This is a genomic window from Sinomicrobium endophyticum (assembly GCF_052983315.1).
Genome location: NZ_JBRKIS010000055.1, coordinates 17,093 through 35,420 on the forward strand (window position 1 = coordinate 17,093; position 18,328 = coordinate 35,420).

The 18,328-nt window shown below is 44.1% G+C and carries 12 protein-coding genes; 4 read left to right on the forward strand and 8 right to left on the reverse strand.

The genetic code is table 11. The features are described from left to right. Positions 1 to 348: 348 nt before the first annotated feature. On the reverse strand, positions 349 to 1,320 hold the full coding sequence (locus ACVBDU_RS20795) for a GlxA family transcriptional regulator (protein WP_447181617.1): 972 nt from the start codon (positions 1,318 to 1,320) through the stop codon (positions 349 to 351). A gap of 134 nt (positions 1,321 to 1,454) precedes the next feature. On the opposite strand from ACVBDU_RS20795, the gene ACVBDU_RS20800 reads away from it, so the two are divergent. Both ACVBDU_RS20800 and ACVBDU_RS20805 read left to right on the forward strand, forming a co-directional pair. After that, positions 1,455 to 1,916 carry an SRPBCC family protein gene (locus ACVBDU_RS20800; protein ID WP_447181618.1) on the forward strand — a complete coding sequence of 154 codons (462 nt, stop codon included), beginning with the start codon at positions 1,455 to 1,457 and terminating at the stop codon, positions 1,914 to 1,916. Positions 1,917 to 2,049: 133 nt separating this feature from the next. Then, on the forward strand, positions 2,050 to 2,544 hold the full coding sequence (locus ACVBDU_RS20805) for an SRPBCC family protein (RefSeq protein ID WP_447181619.1): 495 nt from the start codon (positions 2,050 to 2,052) through the stop codon (positions 2,542 to 2,544). Positions 2,545 to 2,958: 414 nt separating this feature from the next. Here the strand turns inward: ACVBDU_RS20805 and ACVBDU_RS20810 are convergent, their stop codons facing one another. The 5 genes from ACVBDU_RS20810 to ACVBDU_RS20830 all read right to left on the reverse strand — a co-directional run bounded on the left by ACVBDU_RS20810 (position 2,959) and on the right by ACVBDU_RS20830 (position 12,952). After that, complete coding sequence (locus tag ACVBDU_RS20810; RefSeq protein WP_447181620.1) at positions 2,959 to 5,124, reverse strand: alpha-glucuronidase family glycosyl hydrolase; 2,166 nt, start codon at positions 5,122 to 5,124, stop codon at positions 2,959 to 2,961. Positions 5,125 to 5,660: 536 nt separating this feature from the next. Next, positions 5,661 to 6,680 (reverse strand): family 43 glycosylhydrolase, encoded by a 1,020-nt coding sequence (locus ACVBDU_RS20815; protein WP_447181621.1) that lies wholly within the window; start codon positions 6,678 to 6,680, stop codon positions 5,661 to 5,663. A gap of 130 nt (positions 6,681 to 6,810) precedes the next feature. Continuing rightward, positions 6,811 to 8,223 carry a glycosyl hydrolase family 28 protein gene (locus ACVBDU_RS20820; RefSeq protein WP_447181622.1) on the reverse strand — a complete coding sequence of 471 codons (1,413 nt, stop codon included), beginning with the start codon at positions 8,221 to 8,223 and terminating at the stop codon, positions 6,811 to 6,813. Between the two features lie 65 nt (positions 8,224 to 8,288). Continuing rightward, positions 8,289 to 11,075: an endo-acting ulvan lysase-like protein gene (locus ACVBDU_RS20825; protein WP_447181623.1), complete on the reverse strand. Its 2,787-nt coding sequence runs from the start codon at positions 11,073 to 11,075 to the stop codon at positions 8,289 to 8,291. Next, entirely contained in the window at positions 11,072 to 12,952 is a 1,881-nt protein-coding gene (locus ACVBDU_RS20830; RefSeq protein ID WP_447181624.1) for a glycoside hydrolase family 97 protein, read from the reverse strand. The genes ACVBDU_RS20825 and ACVBDU_RS20830 overlap by 4 nt, the downstream gene beginning before the upstream one ends. A gap of 248 nt (positions 12,953 to 13,200) precedes the next feature. Between ACVBDU_RS20830 and ACVBDU_RS20835 the strand changes: the two genes are divergently transcribed. Continuing rightward, entirely contained in the window at positions 13,201 to 13,419 is a 219-nt protein-coding gene (locus tag ACVBDU_RS20835; RefSeq protein WP_447181636.1) for a hypothetical protein, read from the forward strand. Between the two features lie 322 nt (positions 13,420 to 13,741). Here the strand turns inward: ACVBDU_RS20835 and ACVBDU_RS20840 are convergent, their stop codons facing one another. Next, positions 13,742 to 14,434: a LytR/AlgR family response regulator transcription factor gene (locus ACVBDU_RS20840; RefSeq protein ID WP_447181625.1), complete on the reverse strand. Its 693-nt coding sequence runs from the start codon at positions 14,432 to 14,434 to the stop codon at positions 13,742 to 13,744. Beyond that, on the reverse strand, positions 14,431 to 15,471 hold the full coding sequence (locus ACVBDU_RS20845; protein WP_447181626.1) for a sensor histidine kinase: 1,041 nt from the start codon (positions 15,469 to 15,471) through the stop codon (positions 14,431 to 14,433). Before ACVBDU_RS20845 ends, ACVBDU_RS20840 begins: the two co-directional genes overlap by 4 nt. Before the next feature lie 316 nt (positions 15,472 to 15,787). Between ACVBDU_RS20845 and ACVBDU_RS20850 the strand changes: the two genes are divergently transcribed. Continuing rightward, on the forward strand, positions 15,788 to 18,151 hold the full coding sequence (locus ACVBDU_RS20850; RefSeq protein ID WP_447181627.1) for a TonB-dependent receptor: 2,364 nt from the start codon (positions 15,788 to 15,790) through the stop codon (positions 18,149 to 18,151). The last annotated feature ends 177 nt before the right edge of the window (positions 18,152 to 18,328 follow it).

Below are 18,328 nucleotides of genomic sequence, written 5' to 3' on the forward strand. Positions count from 1 at the left end.
GTAAAAAAGTATCGGAAGAAGTTCTGGTTTTAGCATACAATGATAGCCAGACCGGCTTATAAGGAATATCAACTATAATCCAATATTGATAAATTATAACCCATTTTATAATTTAAACGTCATTCAACGGGTCAAAAAAATATCAAATACTTAATTCAGGCTAAAAGCCATCAGGAAATGAAGATAGTTAACAATAAATAAAGTGGAACAGCAAAAAAGAAAAATACTACCGTTAAAAAGGAAGTTCAAAAAAAGCTGACTGAAGACGGTATCGGAAAAACAATTCTTTCTGAAAAGTCCGGGCAGTTGAAAAAACGATCATGAATTCGGATGACAGAATTCAAAAGTTTAACCCTTATTATATTTAGCTCGATAATCGACCGGGGGAAGCCCGGTAATCCTGCTGAAGACTTCCCGAAAGGCCTTACTATCACTATAACCTACATCATACATTACTTCGTTGACATTTAACCTGGTATTTTCAAAGACCTTTTTTGCCACTTCAACCTTTACACGTTGCAAATATTCAAGTGGTGTAAAACCTGTAGCCTTTTTAAACCTTCTGTCAAAATTTCTCCGGCCCACATTCAGTTTTCTGGCCAGAGTCTCTATGGAAATCTTTTCCCGATAGTTTTCTTCCAGAAATACCTGGGCTTCCCGGACTATCTCATCATCGTGTTTTTTATGGCCGTTGAATATTGAGAATTCAGACTGAAGGTTCCTGGCTACATCTATTTGAAACACCTTTGAACAAAAAATAGCCGTTTCCCTGTCATAGTACTTTTCTACTAAATAAATCATCAGGTTAAGAAAAGAGTACGCCCCACCATTTGTATAGATACCATTTTCATCAGTTATCAATTGGTCGGTTTGAAGGTTCACCCCCGGAAACATTTTCCTAAAATTTTCTGCTGCAGCCCAGTGCGTAGAACAGCTCTTTCCATCAAGCACGCCACTGGCAGCCAATAGAAAGGCACCCGTACAGATACTGGCAATTTCAGTACCGGCTTTGTAATGTTTGTAAATCCACTTTATCAAAGCTTCATTACCGACAATAGCGCTTTCGTAATTATGATTTAACGAAGGGATGATGATAAGATCGGTTTTGTCTATATTCTGTATGCTTTTTTGCGTATTTACCGTGAACAGACCGTGGTAAAAATCCACCTTGTCATTAGTACCCACAAGTTCTATATCAAAAACCCTGTCCCTGCCGGCCTGCTCAAAACAGGTATTGGCCCTATTGAATATTTTAAACGGTCCCACAACGCTACTCAGGTTGTTCTGTCCCTGTGGTACAAGTATACTAAGATGCTTCATTATAGATGCTTTTAGCAAACATAGGAAAACAATATGTCTGAATCAACCTTTTACTTTGTCTTATTTCCCCTCTGAAAAGACAAATACAGACATATATCTTTGTAAGTAAGAAGTTTAAGATAAAAAGATTTAGTATGAAAACACCGAATGTTACCGAAGACAAAAAAGTAAAAATAAAAGATTTTTCGTATGTTTTTACTACACCAAAATCCCCTGAGGAAATCTTCAATTTACTCTTGGTCATCGATAAGTGGTGGTCAGGGTTTTTTGAAGAAACCATTACCGGTGAGAGCCGGAAGATCAATGATGAATTTTCATTTAGCGCGGGCGGCGGAGCCCACTATTCAAAGCACAGGTTAACAGAACTTGTTCCAAATCAAAAAATCGTTTGGGAGGTCATTGAATCCGACCTTTCGTTTCTGACCAAAACCGATGAATGGATGAACACAAAATTGCGGTTTGAAATTGCCCAGGAAGGAGGTATGACCCGGGTGACCTTTACCCACGAAGGGCTTGTGCCGAAGTTTGAATGCTACAGCAACTGCACAGCAGCCTGGACACAGTATATGAAAAACCTCGAAGAAAAACTGAAATAAGACCTAAAAACCTTTTGATATGAAATCTTTCATCCTGCTGGCTATATTTTCTTTGCCATTCACAAACAACAACTTGAATACATCATTTGATAAAAGAACAATTAGTAAACAAAAATCAATAAATCACATAATTATGAGTAAACAAGATTATAGTACTACCATTTTGGTAGATCAAAACCCTGAAGAAGTGTACAACGCCATCAATAACGTTCGTGAATGGTGGTCTGAAGAAATTGAAGGACCTACGGACAAATTGAACAAAGAATGGTTCTACCACTATAAAGATATCCACCTCTGTAAAATAAAAGTCGTGGAAATGATTCCCAATAAAAAAATAGTGTGGAAGGTCATAGACAACAGTTTCAACTTCATCGAAGACAAGGAAGAATGGGTTGGAAACCGAATTGTTTTTGATATTTCCAGGGAAGGAGATAAGACCAGAATGACTTTTACCCAAGAAGGGCTAACAGCTTTTAATGAATGCTTTGAAGTGTGCAGGGATGGCTGGAACAATTATATAAACAACAGTCTCTACAAACTTATCACCACGGGTAAGGGAGAGCCCAATCCTAAAGAAGGTGAAGGGTTTAACAAGAAACTTGCCGATAAGTGGCAATTGAATAAATAAAATAGCAACGAACCGCCAACAAAGATGTATAAAAGCAATTGAAGTGCAACTGAAAATCTTTAGAAATTTTATAGCCTGGTAGCAGTTTGAAAGTAATGTGCTTTTATACTGCTACTGCGTTTATACTAAACATTGACAGTAAATCAACTACCTCGGAGCATCCCGATATTATCGGGACAAAAGGTATTCAAACGAACAAATCTTAGCCCATTTCAATGCATAGCATCGGGAATTAGCCCCATGTAATGGGATTAAAAGAAACAATTGTACTTATGAATAAAGAATGTAGTTGACAAAATCTTAAAAACCCAGGATAAAAATTGGGTAACCTTCGTATCTATCCTGGAAAACAGAGAACTAAATCAAATCATTATTTTTTCTGCAAAATACAAATCGAACTCATATTAATAATACTTAATTCTGCTGCGGTCTTATTCCGGGCGCATAAGGAAATTCCAGGGAGCGGTAATACTCTAATGTCCGGGAAGGTTTTTCCATTTCCTTCGGAAATTCCCTTTTTGAAAAGGTCTGGAAATACAACATACAAGCATCTCGCCACCATTTGGCTTCTTTAAACTGAATGTTTAACAGCATGCGCACCTCCTGAAATTGCTGCTCGTTGACATAAGGCTTCATTTTATTCCATAATGTCTGTGTATTCCTGACCCAATCCACACCTTGCTGGTACTTTACTCCCAGCCCTTCCCACAGTGTTTTTCCGTTTTGCAGTTTATAATCCCAGGGAAGATGATGGAACCAAAGGAGAAGTTCTTCCGGACAGGTCTCCGGGTCATTGAACATCTCTGCGACTTCCTTTGCGTATTGAGAGGTGGCATTACTTCCCGAGAGTGTCCTGTCAAAACCTATGCCCAGGGTATCTGCCTTGTGATAATATACCGGGTTCCATTCCGGCCTGTCCAGGTTATCCACCCAGGAGCCCGGGCCATAATGATGCCCTGTAGCCATGATGTGATGTAATCCCAAAGGGGTCATGTAGTTTACCACAGCATCATGGGATTTCAACAATACTTCTTTCATAGGCTCTACAAACTCGCTTTTATTGGAAAAAGTCAGACGGAGCCATTCATCGGCAATTTGCTCCGCACCAAGGTACGGATCCCAGGCCAGTCTCCCGAAGCCATACCAGTTGGCCTGCGCAAAAGGATGCCCGGTCCAGTTGATATCACTTCCAATGTTGGACACCCCGGCCATTCCGGTTATCGGTTTATGATCAAGGGTACCGTCTATGACTTTGGCTACCAACGATCCCTTTCCATGCCGGTAAGTATCTGCCTTCAATACTTCTTCATAGAGTTTGGGTAAAAAAACGAGATGTGTGCTAAAGCCCAGATATTCCTGGGTGATCTGGAATTCCATCATGAGCGGGGTTTTCGGCATGGCGCCGAACATGGGGTGAAAAGGTTCCCGGGGTTGAAAATCTATAGCTCCGTTCTTCACCTGGATAAGCACATTATCCCTGAACTTTCCGTCCTGGGGAACAAATTCGCTGTAAGCCTGTTTGGCCCGGTCCGAAGTATCGTGCTCGGAATAGACAAAAGCCCGCCACATTACGATGCCGTTATGAGGAGCCAGGGCATCCGCAAGCATATTCGCCCCTTCGGCATGAGACCGGCCGTAATCCTGCGGACCAGGCTGTCCTTCCGAATTGGCCTTGACCAGGAATCCCCCAAAATCGGGGATCTTCTCATATATTTCACTGGCCTTCTCTTTCCACCACTGTTGTACCTCGGGGTTGAGCGGATCGGCTGTGGCAAGTCCCCCTATTTCCATGGGGGACGAAAACCTTGCCGGAAGGTATACTTTTATTCCGTAAGGTCTGAACACCTTGGCTAAAGCAGCTACTTTTTCTATATAAGAAGAGGAAAAAACCAACGCACTGGCATTTACATTGGTAAGGACAGTCCCGTTAATCCCCACGGAAGCATTGGCCCGCGCATAGTCTATATAACGATGGTCTATGAAGTCCGGCAATTTTTGCCAATTCCATATGGAAGCTCCCGCATATCCCCGCTCTACGGTTCTGTCGAGGTTATCCCAGTGGTTTAATACCCGGACATCCGTTTTAGGAACTTCAAGGATGTGCACATCCTTAAGGGACTTATGCATTTGCAATTGCCTTAAAAAGTGGAACACCCCGTAAAGAATGCCAATGTCTTTATTGGCGGTAATGATAGTCCGGTTTTGAAAAGTAGTTATCAGAAATCCATCTTTTCCGATCCTTGAAACTTCCTCACTGAGATGCTTCTGAATAGCACTGTCCAGATTTCGGATTTTGCCTATGACCAGCGAATGGTCCGCCGACTGTGCATCTACAAAAGGGATGGAGGCATCCAGCAGGCTACCCAGTCCGAGGGACAGTTCTTCGCGGGCGACATTCAAGGTTTCGCTCCCTTCTTCCATATAAACAGAACGGATATGTTTGGTATATCCTGTCAATATACCAGAGTCTTCTATTTTCCGGTATTGGAGCCACAGGTCATAACCATTGTTTGCTACAGATGTTCCCGTGGCGAAAAGGACGACCAGGACTAAAAGGGTGATTTTTTCTGAGAATGACATGTTAGAGTTTAATCAAAACAACCGGTTGCACAAATATCATAAAGTCTTGTAGACTATATTTATACAGTAAATTAAATAAAAAAATATTTATCCTGAAAGGATTGACGCAACCGATTGTTTAAAAACCCGAACTTATAGCTTAAATCCCATTAAATGGGTCTTATTCCCAACGCCTGTCCTGATCCCGATGTAGTTGATTGGTCTCAGTTAGGGGTGTCAAACCCTGCAATTTTATTGCAGTACTTTAGTAGTGCGATAAAATTATAATCCAGGTTATTGAGTTATAAAGTTATTGGGTTATTAGGTGTTGACTCAATAACTCAATCCACCTAATAACTTGGTTATTTTATTGCTTTCTAAAAAGAGGAACTTTTAGTCCCCAGTAAAAAAAAACTCTGCACCTTTCAGTGCAGAGTGGTTTAGTTTTCGCAATCTATTACCCATAAGCACTAAAATATGCTTTGGAACAGGGCAAAAGTTGTTTTGGATACCATTTAACCTGAAAATACGTTAAACCCGTCCCTCCCATTCACGTCTCACAAGGCAACATTTGAAACACCCCGTGGGGTTACTTTGCGGATATTCCCTTCCGTATCAAAATTCAGGCTATCTATGGCCAGCTCACGAAGCAGGGATTCACTGTTGTCCCTGATCCGGTGGTATAGAATATAATCCTGTCCGTTTTCGGAAAAAACGGTATGATGTCCCGGTCCGAGTGTAGTAGAATCCCTGCTTGTGGTAAGAATGGGGCTTTCCGGGCCTTCCGTCCAGGGGCCATAAGGGGTATCGCTTACAGAATACCTTACTTCATAGGTGCTGTTCGTGCATTTTCCGTTGGAATACATCAGGTAATACTTGCCGTTTTTCCTGAGCATAAACGGAGCTTCAAAATAGTTGGGTGGGGTTACATCTTTTATTTCATCCTCATTATAGGAAACCATGTCCTCTCCGAGTTTTACCACAAAGCAGTGCCCGTTCTCCCAGTTCAACCCCGATCCCCAGTACAAATAGGCCTGGCCATCCTCATCGATGAACGGTTCTGCATCGATCATGTGATATTCGGGGAACATATTGCCCCTGATAAAGGGAGTGCCATCCGGTTTTGCATTTTTCCAGGGGCCCAGCGGGTGATCCGCAACCCCGGCCCAGACTTCGTTGTGCACTGTTACGTACATATAAAATTTGCCGTCCTTGCCTTTAATTACCCCCGGGGCCCATACTTTATCGTTCCGTGAAGTAGGACTGACACAGTCTTCCGGATTGGGCCACTGGATATGCTTCCGTTCCCAGCTTTTAAAATCGGGTGATTCCAGGACAACAAGTTCGTCTCCTCCCCAGGGATCAACCGTGGCATAGATGTAATACTTGCCGTCGTGTTTTACAATGGAAGGGTCTGCACAGGAGATCTCGGAAAGGGGGTTGCTCACGAGCTCGGAAGTTTTCTCTGACTCTTTTGTCTCTTTACCCTGGTTATTTTTACAACTTATCAACCCCGTAAGAAGTACACACGCACCTATTGCGACAAGGATTTTTGATCTATTCGTTTTCTGTTTCATCTGTTTATTTTTTATTGGTTTTTCATAGGTTATCCCGATGATTATCGGGAGTAATGCCCGAAGTAATCATGTCATCCCGGAAGCTTTCGGAAGGTATGGCAATTTTGCTTATGGGCATTTCATATTTACTTTACTTTTTGAATTTTATATTTTCCACATGATCCCCGATGATGATATCGCCTTCCCCGACAGACATGATCTTATCGCCATTAATATTCACATTTTCGAATGTCACACCGTCGACTTTCCGGTCTTCGTTGTATCCCCGGATCTGAGAAGGGAGTAAACCGGAGCCATTGTAAGTAATATTCCTGAAATGAATGTTCTCGATCGATCTTCCCGATCTGGTATTGTATTTCGGGTTATTCAACACACGCAAATCAAATAAACGGCCCTCTTGAATATCTTCTACACGGATGTTCTCATAGGTAACATTGCGCACCAGATTGTTATCTGCGGCAATAATAGCCATGGTACCCCGGCAACAAGGGTCATCCTCATCGTGCTCCAGGATGTCAATATTCGAGAAGGTGATATTTTCAATCGTATCTCCTTCATGCTCCGTGTTACCATGAGCCCCTATATTGGTCGGATGAGCAATATCCGCCCAAAGCGTGGAGTTGGTGATCTTATAGTTTCTCGCATCCCCGTAGAAATCCCAGCGATGTGCATAGATAGCAATACAATCGTCCGAATTGCGCATAAAAACGCCGTCAATCTCTACATCCGAACAACTCATCAGGTCAATACCATCCGTCCATGGTCCACAACTGAATGATGTAATATTCCTGATCTTTAGTCCCCTGGATTGCCCTCCGTAAATGGTATAATGCCTGGGATTCACTACATGGATCCCGTCAATTTCCACATTTTCGGAGAAACGGATCTCCACGCCCCGTTCGGGTTCCAGAATGATCCCCCTTCCAAGGATACGCACATTTTTAACATTGTTGCAGAGCAGTTTCCCCTTGATTACCGCTCCGCCATGGATATATACGGTCTGCCCGCTTTTAACCTGGAAGACATCTCCCGGCTTATCCGGGGCTTCATGTACACCCGGACCAAAATAAACCACATCGGGGTCTTTGGGATCCGGGCGGCTTTCTTCAATGGGCCGGGCAAAAAGGTGAAGATTGTGAAGCCTGTCCCCGTTCACTTCTATGGAAATGTTCCTGGGCTTATTCAGGGTAAACCGGATGATATTGCCTTTCATCTCGGGTGTGATCTCATAAGATAATGGCCGGATATCCACGGCATTCACCAGTCCGTTGTTTTTACGGATCTTTACTTCCACTGTCCCCGAAAAATCAAAATAGACCATGGAGGCATCCTGCACCCGGTCCATGTCTACCTGTACTTTGTATTCGTAAAGGTCCATCCACGGTCCTCCGGGATTCCTTACCTGCACGGTAAAATCATCGTTATGCATGGTATAAAATAGCGCTTTGGGAACATCGTAGGTAACCAGGCTGTCCTGCGCAAAGCCTGTGCCTGCCGATATAAAGCAAACAAACACCACAAAAACAAATAAGAACTTTTTCATCAACTTAAAATACATTTTATCCATTTCAAAAATTTAAAAACTGCAGGTGTTGAAAATCTGTCAGTTTAATTTGATATTTTCAGTTCTACCGGGGTATAATCCAATACGGGAAGATTAAAACGAACCTGTTTCGCCTTTTTGTCTACTTTACCCTGATAGCTGTTGCCATGAGTATCTTCCAGTTTATAATCCGCTTTTACATCATTAACGGAAATGTCCAGGCATGCCCGGGCTGTGGTCATCACATACCATTGCCCTTTGTCAACCTCGAATGCCAGGGAAGCCGGTTCTTCGGCGCGCAATGTATACTTTCCATAACCAAGTGACCGGCCGTGACCCAGGAACATTTTAAGATTGTTATCCTGAATGGATATTACCCCATATGTCCCTGTGAGGGAGATATTTTTATATTTCCAATCCTGATCACCGCTTGCGGATGACAGAATAAAATCTTCTTTTCCCGATCTGTCGGTCACATGGATGCCGACCTGCTCATTTTCACCGAAATAATCCACAGACCGGATATTGGACCCTCCGTTTAAAGCGGGTTCATACACGGCGACAAAAGGACGGTTCCACGCTTCTCCGTTTTGCCGGATGACCAGGATCGGGATTGGCAAATCATAGAATGCTTCCGGGAGCGGCCCGTGCCGGAAAGCCGTGGACTTCGGACTCATGGCCGAGAAGATCTCCCGGTCGCTTTCACCCTTGACCCAAAGGTTCATAGTAACGGTTTTGTCCTGCATTTCCAGGTTAAACTGCCCGGTAAAATCACCAGTGAATTCGATAGATTTTTTATCCCACATATAATCGTAGGCCATCAGGTCGCCATCGCCAAAAGCCATTTTTGAGGTTGGTTCCAGGTTCAGGGGATTTCCCTGCATATCTTTCAGGGCCAGGCTTTGCCCCAGGTTATGATAAAAATATTCGTGTTTGATATCCTTCCCTTCCCTTTGCGCGGAGCGGAAAATATCGATATAATACCCGTTTTCTTCATCGGAAACAATGCCCATTACCCTTCGCTGGTCGCTATGGGTTTCCGGTTCCAGGAAGCCCACATCGGAAAAAGTAAGACCCGGCAGGTTGCCCTCCTGTTTCCCGCTTTCGGGATAGGCGGCATGGAGGGTAAAGGCGTGATTGCTTTTCATTTCCGGATACCTGGACTTTCCGTTAACGATTACCGTGTTGTGGGCCGGAAACTGGGAGTAATATTCGGCATAAGCTGCGGAAAAGTAGCTGGGGCCGTTTCCGAGTTCCGGTGCCAGTGGCAAACCCTGTCCATAAAGTTCCATGGCAATGCCGTTAGAATGCATGTGATTGCCTTTGGAACCGATCTGGCTGATCATCAGACCAGGTTCACCTCTACCTTGCCGTTGCACCAGCCAACTGGTGTTGGGCGCGTAAAACAGCGGAGAAGTAAAATCTTCGGGTTTACCGGGTTTAATGTCTTTCCGGACCTTAAGCGGCTCTTCGGCGAAGAGGTCTTTGATATGCCTGCCTTTGAACTCCCCTGCATAAACGTTTTCATCAAACAGGGTCTTGAGCATACGGGTGAAAAAAACCTCATCGGTTTCCTTACCGTATTTTTTGGCGTTTTCGATCATATACAATACTGGCCCCGCTTCCAGTTTTCCGTAGTGCCCGTCTCCAAAGGCCACCCGGTAACCGTTAGGATAGAGATATTGCGGTGCGGCAATGACCGCCTGTCTGAGTACGGGTAGTTTGGCTACCAGGTCAATGTCAAAGGTATGATCGTAAAATGCTGCAAAATGAATAAAATCCCTGAGGACGCCCAATGCATAGCCCGGGCTTTCATTCCAGATACCCGTTTCAGGATCGTACCCGTAATCGATGAGTTTGGTAAGCGACCATTGGCGGGTACTACTTTGATTAGTAATCCTGTCGAGATAATATTGCGCGCCTTTGCCGTTTTTATAAGCGGAGTCATTTTCCAATACCAGGGCAATACGGGATACGTGCCCCGCCTGGAAGAGGTTCCAGTTATTGAAACTCACCCCGTTTTTAATCACCTGGTCGGCCCACTTCTGAAGGCTGGCACTATACAACGTGATCTTTTCAGGGTAGTTGACCGAAATGTAACCATGTAGGAAATCATAAGCCTGCGTGACTTCTGCGATGTAATGTTCCTGTATCACTTCAAAGGAGGTCAGCCCTACCAGGGTTTGATGGTGGCCATGGCTCAGGTCTATGGGTTCCGCCCGGTAATAAAGCCCGGTCAGGTACGTATCCAATACCCCGAAGGCAAGTTTGGCATAGTCCTCCTCACCGGTGTACCAATACATAAAAGCGGCATCCCTGGCTATTTCCAGGATGTTCCGGTTAATGGACTCGACAATCCTGGCCGAGGAAACAATATCGGTCCATTCCCACTGCTTATTATCTCTTCGTTGAAGGTACAATCCCCGGTCGTCATCCATAAAAGGTTTGACATCTTCCGGTTGCGGTGTAAGATAATCGGTACGATGGTCCCTCGTCCCCGGAAACCTGACCGTAGGAACGGGCGCTTCTCCATCTGCGTGGTCGTATTTACCCCCGTCGATATGGACTTGCGTCGATTTGGTTTTCCAGTACATTTGAAGCCTGGACAGCAGCCATTCCGGGTCGTCTTTCCAATGGTCCAGGTATTCGGACAACTTTTCTTCGGTTTTGTAAATGATCTGCTGCGCCCATTCTTCCTGAGCAACCAGTTGCCGAACCGCTTCTCCGGACATCTTTTTACCGAAGCAGCGCGGGTGCACATCTCCGATATCGGAAGGTACGGGTAACTGTGCCATACCCATTATGCCCGTACTTATGCACAGGATAACGGCCAAAACAAATTTCAAGATCATCGTTCCCTTATCCATATTGCCACACCTCCCGATGCTTTCAGCTTTAACTTCAGTTTGGTCGATGCCGTTACCTTTTTCTGTGTCAGGGATACCTGTGTCCGGGTCTTTACGGACGCATCATCCTGGTAAAGGGTGGCGACATATTTTTTGTCTTTGTCTAGGAAGTTGAGGTCCAGTTCAATCTCCCTTGCGTCATTATTGGTGATCCCGCCGATAAACCACTCCGTTCCCGATCGTCTGGCCGTAATGATGTATTTACCTATCCGACCGTCCAGCACTTGGGTATCATCCCATACCGTGGGAACTTTATCAAAAAATTCAATTTCCGGTTCTCCCTGGTAATCGGAAGCTTTATCATACCAGAATAGCGTTTGCAACGGGCTGTACATCACTACGGATAAAGCCAGCTGATGTGCATGCGTGGTTTTGATACGCGGTGTATAGTAACACACGGTATAATCTCCCATTCCTGCAATGCCACGGGTAAACGGTAATATGGTATTATGGGTAGCATCGGGCATTTCTTCATTACCGCGAATACCTTCTACGGTCATGATATTGGGCCAGGAACGCTGCTCACCTGTTAAGCGGAATTCATCGTGGATATTGACCATCAACCGGTTTTCGGCTGCCCGTTGTACCGATTCGTGCAGCCATTTGGTCCAGCGATGGGAGCCTACCTGTACAAAACCGTATTTTACGCCAGCCAGTCCCCATTCCTTGTAAAGGGGGAAAATATCAAAATCCTGTTTGGCGAGTGCCTGCTGGTTGACATATACCCAGATACCCACACCTTTTTCTTTGCCATAGCGGATCACTTCCTTCAAATCCAGATCAATATCTACGGTAGTTGCATCCGAATCCCAGCTAAAATTATCGCCATACCAGCAACAGTCAAACAAAACATATTGCAGGTTATGTGCTGCGGCAAAATCTATCCAGTCTTTGGCTCCTTCATCAGATAAGGTGAGATCCCGCACAATTTTTCCGGGCTTGATCCAGGAGGTCTCCTCTATTTTGGAAGGGGCGTTCAGGTTGAGCAAAATATCGTTGTGTTCGATGAGTTCACCGGGAGTCTCCGCGGCCATGATCACTCTCCACGGTGTAGCAAAATACGGCACTTTGTCTACAGACTCGTAGAGCACCGTTTTTACGGTATTGGGTTTACCATCGGCCAACTCGAATTTTGTTCGGACAAAATCTACCATAGCCGCTTCTGCCAGGCAGGCATACAGACCGTTTTCCAGTTCCAGGGTGAGTGGCCTTTCGCTTTCCGTCGGCCATTCGGCCAAAGGCATTTTTGTAAAGGGTCCCTGTGCCCACGGCTCAAACCAGGCCTGTGTCCCCTCAGGAAAAGTGAATTCCGTATTTTCTTCGGTGATCCGGTAGTAAATGCCCGTAGGGTTGGTATGGAAATAATACCGGATGGCCACCCCTTCATCGTAGACCCTTAATTGGATGTCCATTTTGTAATTGGCGCTGGCCTTTTGTTCAAAAGACAGGGTCAGTTCGTTATACTTCTGCTGAATGACAGAACGTTCGCCATAAACTGGAGTCCAGCTTGAATCCACCGTATTGGTCAGGGTTTTTTTCAGGACAAGTCCGTCCATCCAGGGAGTTTCGGGTTTTTCCTTAATGGCCAGCGCCCATTCGGAAAGGTGGTTATCCAACTCAACCTGTAACCGGGATGATTTGATCAGGGGTTTCCCTTTATAGTTTACCTTATATTTAATCTCCCCGGCATTATCTCCTGTTACTGTCAACTGATAGCTTCCGTCCGGGGATGTCAGTACTTTATTCCAGTCTTCCGCCTGCGCCCGGTTAAATACAAACAGGGCTAAGCATATCCAAATAATCTTATTTAATCTGGCGATCATCAATTTTTAATTCAGTAATTTAAATATTTAACAATGTTATCAAAAAGGCAATTAAGGGTGTATTAAATATGGCTCAAAGCGTATAAACTATGTGCCATTTGAAATTCCCGGTGTCTCAGGCGCCCCGGAATCAACATTTCTTAACAAACATCTCCTTTCAAATATAATACCTTTAGTGAACATGTCGACTCGGAAAACCCGGATGGGTCACGCTTGAGTACGAATTTTCCCAGGTAGATACCGCGTTTATTTATGTCGCCGAAAATAACCCCAAAGAGTTTTCCGGGAAATGGAAAGACCAGGTATTGCAGAACGGAGCCCTTGCGGTAGCCAGGTTTCCTGTTGAGCAAAAAGCAAAAAAACATACCCTTACGCTGACTTGCGGTGATCCGGGAGTAATTGTTCAGCGTATTGTAATTGACTGGGGAGGGCTGAAAGAGACTTATGTGGGGCCGATGTATCTTTGAAGGACTACTGAAAATAATCGTTTCAGAACTTCAGGTTATATCCAAAAAGGACTAGCCTTTTTATAAAAACTAATTTATGGCCTGGCGGTTCTGAATATCGAACCACAAGAGTTAAGAAGGTAATTTCGAACAACCCCCGAAGTTGCGGAATTTTGATTTTATAATCGTTATATATTGCAGGTAGCAGGTTTCCGGAGTGCTATTCGGACATTGTTTTACCGGGAGATTTCGTACTTATCGGAGATTCTCCGCATTTCCCCGGGTAACAGAAAAACCTGTAACCTGCAACGTGTAACATAACCCGGGACGAACCTATTTCCGCTTACTTCAGGAACCGGGAAATGAAGGAGTCTTTATACGACCTGCCAATAGGCACTTGGAGATCTCCTTCCAGGAAGATCAGGTTTCCGGAAATTTTTTTGACCATGGATGAATTCACCAGAAAAGACTTGTGCACCCTGTAAAAACCGTGATCCCGTAATTTTTCTTCCCAGTTTTGTAGTGTTTCGGTAGTGAGATGTTTCCCGGCTTCCAGATGCAATTCGGTGTAGTCCATATCCGAACCGATATAGACAATATCTTTGCTGTTGATCTTGTAATATTCATACCCGGACTTCACAAAAAAAATTTTCCCTTTCCGGAGGTCTGTCTCGTGTGCAGGTGGAGATATATTGGGCATGGCTTTGTTGACGGCCTTGACAAACCGTTCAAAAGAAAACGGTTTTAACAGATAGTCCACAACATCGAACTCATAGCTTTGTACGGCATAATCGGAAAACGCCGTAGTGATGATCACTTTGGGCGGATGTTTTAAAGTGTTCAAAAAATCGATACCGGAAATTTTGGGAAGGTGAATATCCAGGAATATCAGGTCTGTTTTCTCTGATTTCAAATAGTCCAGGGAGGCTATCGGATCGGTAAAACTTTCTTTCAGCTCCAAAGAACCGAAATCCAGGATATACTTTTTAAGAATTCGCTGTGCAGGCGCCTGGTCCTCAATTATGATACAGTTCATCTTCCGTTTCGTTTATGAAGCTTCATTTTCAGGAAAACCTTGTATTCCCCCTCCTCTTTTTCTATATCCAGCTCATGCAATTTGGGATACAGTATATACAGTCTTCTTTTTACATTATCCAGGCCAATACCACTGGACAAACTATCGAGGTTGGATTCTTCGGAAAAAGTGTTTTCGCACCGGAAGTACAACAGATCACCTTTCATGGAGATATCGATCGATATCCGGATGTTTTCACTTAAACTGGACATGCTGTGTTTGAATGCGTTTTCGATAAAGACCAGAAATATAAGTGGGGCCACATAAAAACTGGATGAAATGTCTTTACAGGAAAAATCGATTTTAGACCGGCCTTCCAACTGCAACTCGTTTAATTTCACAAAATCTCTTAAGTGCCGTACTTCCTTTTCCAAAGGTACATATTCTGTCTGACATTCGTATAGTACGTACCGGAGCACAGACGATAATTCCAGGATAATTTCGGGAGTTTTGGAAGAGCCTTCCAAAGCGTAGGAATACAGATTATTTAAATTATTGAACAGGAAATGGGGATTTATCTGCGACCTTAAGAATTGTAATTCGTTCTCCTTTACCGCACTTCTGAGTTCTTCCAGTTCACGTTGTTTTTTCAGGGCGTCCCACGCAAACTTAAATCCGGCCAGGATGGTTATTGTTGGCATAGCATTCAAAAGGTTATAGAATACCCCGGGAAAACTGGTTCCCCTGGTCGTGGGAAAATAAATTTTTTCAATAACCCCCTCTTCCATAAAGATCACCACAGCGATCAATACAAACATACAGAAAAAAAAGTGCCAGTATTTTTTGCGATAAAGATACCTGGGAAGCAAGAAGTAATTAATAATAAAGGCCGCAAAAACGTAATTTGAAAAAAATGCGATCTCATAACCTTCTACACGCGTTTCTATACTGGACCCCACCCGGTCAAAGGCATAAAAAACAAAAACCAGCCCCAGGAGGAACACCTGGAACAGGATTTCGTAAAACAACGGTCTGGATAGTCGAAGGGACAAATTCATTATATAAAAGTATGCTTTCTGCCGGGTTTCCCAAATCGAGCCCCCCGAACGACAGGATTACACACCCGATCTGCATTATCCGGGAGCTAACCTGCATATTTTAACATAGAAACTCACCTTATTTTAAGAGACCGTCTGAGTCCACTACCTCGGGGCAAGCCCGATAATATCGGGACACTTAGTGAGTAAAAAAGACAGCAGATACGTTGTTCACTGGATAAGATTTGTTGTTCACCCGATCTTTGTTGCATGTTTTTCATTTCCTTTATTACTTTGGTAGTCAAATCAAATAGAATAAGTTGTAAAAGGTATACGTATGAAGAATATCCTGCAGATAGTGTTGGCCGGAGTTTTATTGTTTACCGGCCATTTTCTTATGGCACAGGAACGTAAAACTGTTACCGGAACAATTGTAGACGCCACCGATCAGGAAGCTTTGGCATATGCCACCGTGGTAATTACGGAGCACTCGGGTACAGGAATAACCGGTACAACCACGGATGAAAACGGTTATTTTGAAGTATCTACCACAGCGGGAGAATTTTTTATTGAGATCAGCTTTTTGGGCTACCTGAGCAAGACTGTCAAAGATTTTGAAACAGGCAGGACCATTGATCTTGGAAAAGTAGCTTTGTCCCCGGATACCGAGGCATTGGATGAGGTAGTCATAACCGGGGAACGCTCTACGGTAGAATTCAAACTGGATAAAAGGGTATTTCATGTAGGGTCGGATATCAGCAGCACCGGTACAGGAGCTTTGGACGTCCTGAATAACGTACCCTCCGTCAATGTGAGTATCGAAGGGCAGATCAGCCTGAGAGGAAATTCCGGGGTACAGATACTCATTAACGGGAAGCCTTCTGTTTTAGCCGATGAAGAAAGTAACGCCCTGGGCACCATAACGGCCGATATGATCGAAAGTGTGGAGGTCATCACCAATCCATCTGCCAAGTATGAAGCGGAAGGGACTTCCGGGATCATCAATATCATTCTGAAAAAGGAAGAAAAAAAAGGGTTTAACGGGTCTGTTTCCGCCAATACCGGGATACCGGACAATCACAGTATAGGGGTAAGCCTGAACAGGAGGACGGAAAACTTCAATTTTTTCACCCAATTAGGAGCAGGTTACCGCTCGCTCCCGAGTGATAATGAAAGCATCAACAGGAACCTTACCAACAACACCGAGGTGCACAGTGACGGGACGGAATACCGGAACGAGGCTTTTTTTAACATTATCCTGGGGGCGGACTATTACATTGACGATTACAACACGTTGACCCTCTCCGGGAACTTCGCATATGAAAAAGAAAATCAGCCATCGGAGACCACCTTAGGCTTTTACGGCGTGGAAGATGAGCTTGTTTCCGAATATTTAAGGGAGGAAAACACCTCAGCCAAAAACCCGAAGTATCAGTATGACCTGCAGTATAAAAAGCAGTTCAGGAATAACGAAGACCACGTTTTATTATTCAGCACCCTGGGGAGCTTTTTTGGCAAGGACCAATCTTCTGAATTTACCAATACACCTACGGTCGGGTCGGAAGCAGACCCGGACCAGCGTACCGGTACCGATTTTTACCAGCACGATTTTGTTTTTAAACTGGACTACACCAATCCTTTTTCAGAACATTTCACCCTGGAAACCGGTGCGGCATACGAAATTAACAATGTGGGTAACGATTACGCGGTATTCAACCTGGAGAACAACGAATGGGTTCCCGATGCCGGCCTTACCAACAATTTCGAATACAAACAAAAAGTATTTGGCGTTTATAGCACAGGTGCCTATGAAAGGGAAAGGTTTGGTGTTAAACTCGGTTTTAGGGTAGAAAACACAAACCTCAACACCCTGCTTACCGACACCAGCGAAGAAAATCAACAGGATTACACCAATTTTTTCCCTTCCTTCCACACCTCTTATAAACTGAATGATAGCCATTCCCTGCAGCTGGGATATACGAGGAGGGTCTCCAGACCCAGGCTCTGGGACCTCAATCCTTTTTTTAATATCAGGAACAATTATAACATCCGAAGGGGAAACCCCGATTTACAACCCGAATTTGCGGATTCTTATGAGATCACAGGTATCTTTATCTTCGAAAAGGCATCGTTGAACAGCAGTGTTTATCATCTCTACACTACCGATGTCGTGGAGAGGGTATCCACTTTTGAAGACAATGTAAATGTCACCACACCGATGAATATCGGGACCAATCGAAAGACGGGCCTGGAGATCAACGGAAAATACACCCCGGTAAGAGCAATTACCCTCAGCGGTGATTTTAACTACGGGTTCTTTCAGCGCAAGGGAGATTACCAGGAACAGAACTTCGATTTCAGGGGAGACCAGTGGTCGTTCAGGGCAAATTCAAAATTCAAGCTCCCGGCGGATTATGATCTGGAACTTACCGTAAATTATCAATCCGGTTTCCCCACAGTTCAGGGAGAAGTCTCCGGCTTTGCTTTTGCCGATGTAGGAGTAAGGAAAAGACTCTGGAACGGAAAAGCCATTATAAACCTGGGAGTACGCGACGTTTTTTCATCCGGGATACAGGAGTCTTACGTTTACCAGGACGATTTTTCCGTGTATAATTTCTCCCGGAGAGGACAATTCTTCACCTTGGGTATAAGCTATAGCTTTGGTAAAGGAGAGGCTATGACATATTCCGGCAGAAGATAAGAGCCTTACTTAGAAGGTGCAAAGATTTCTTTACCGGGGATTAAAAATCCTCCTTTTTAAAAAGGCTGTAAAATTACCAGGTTATTGAGTTATTTAGGCAATACCCATAAACTTAATAACCAATAACTAAAATGCAATTTTCCCGCCGGACGAACAGAATCGTTTATCAAATATACC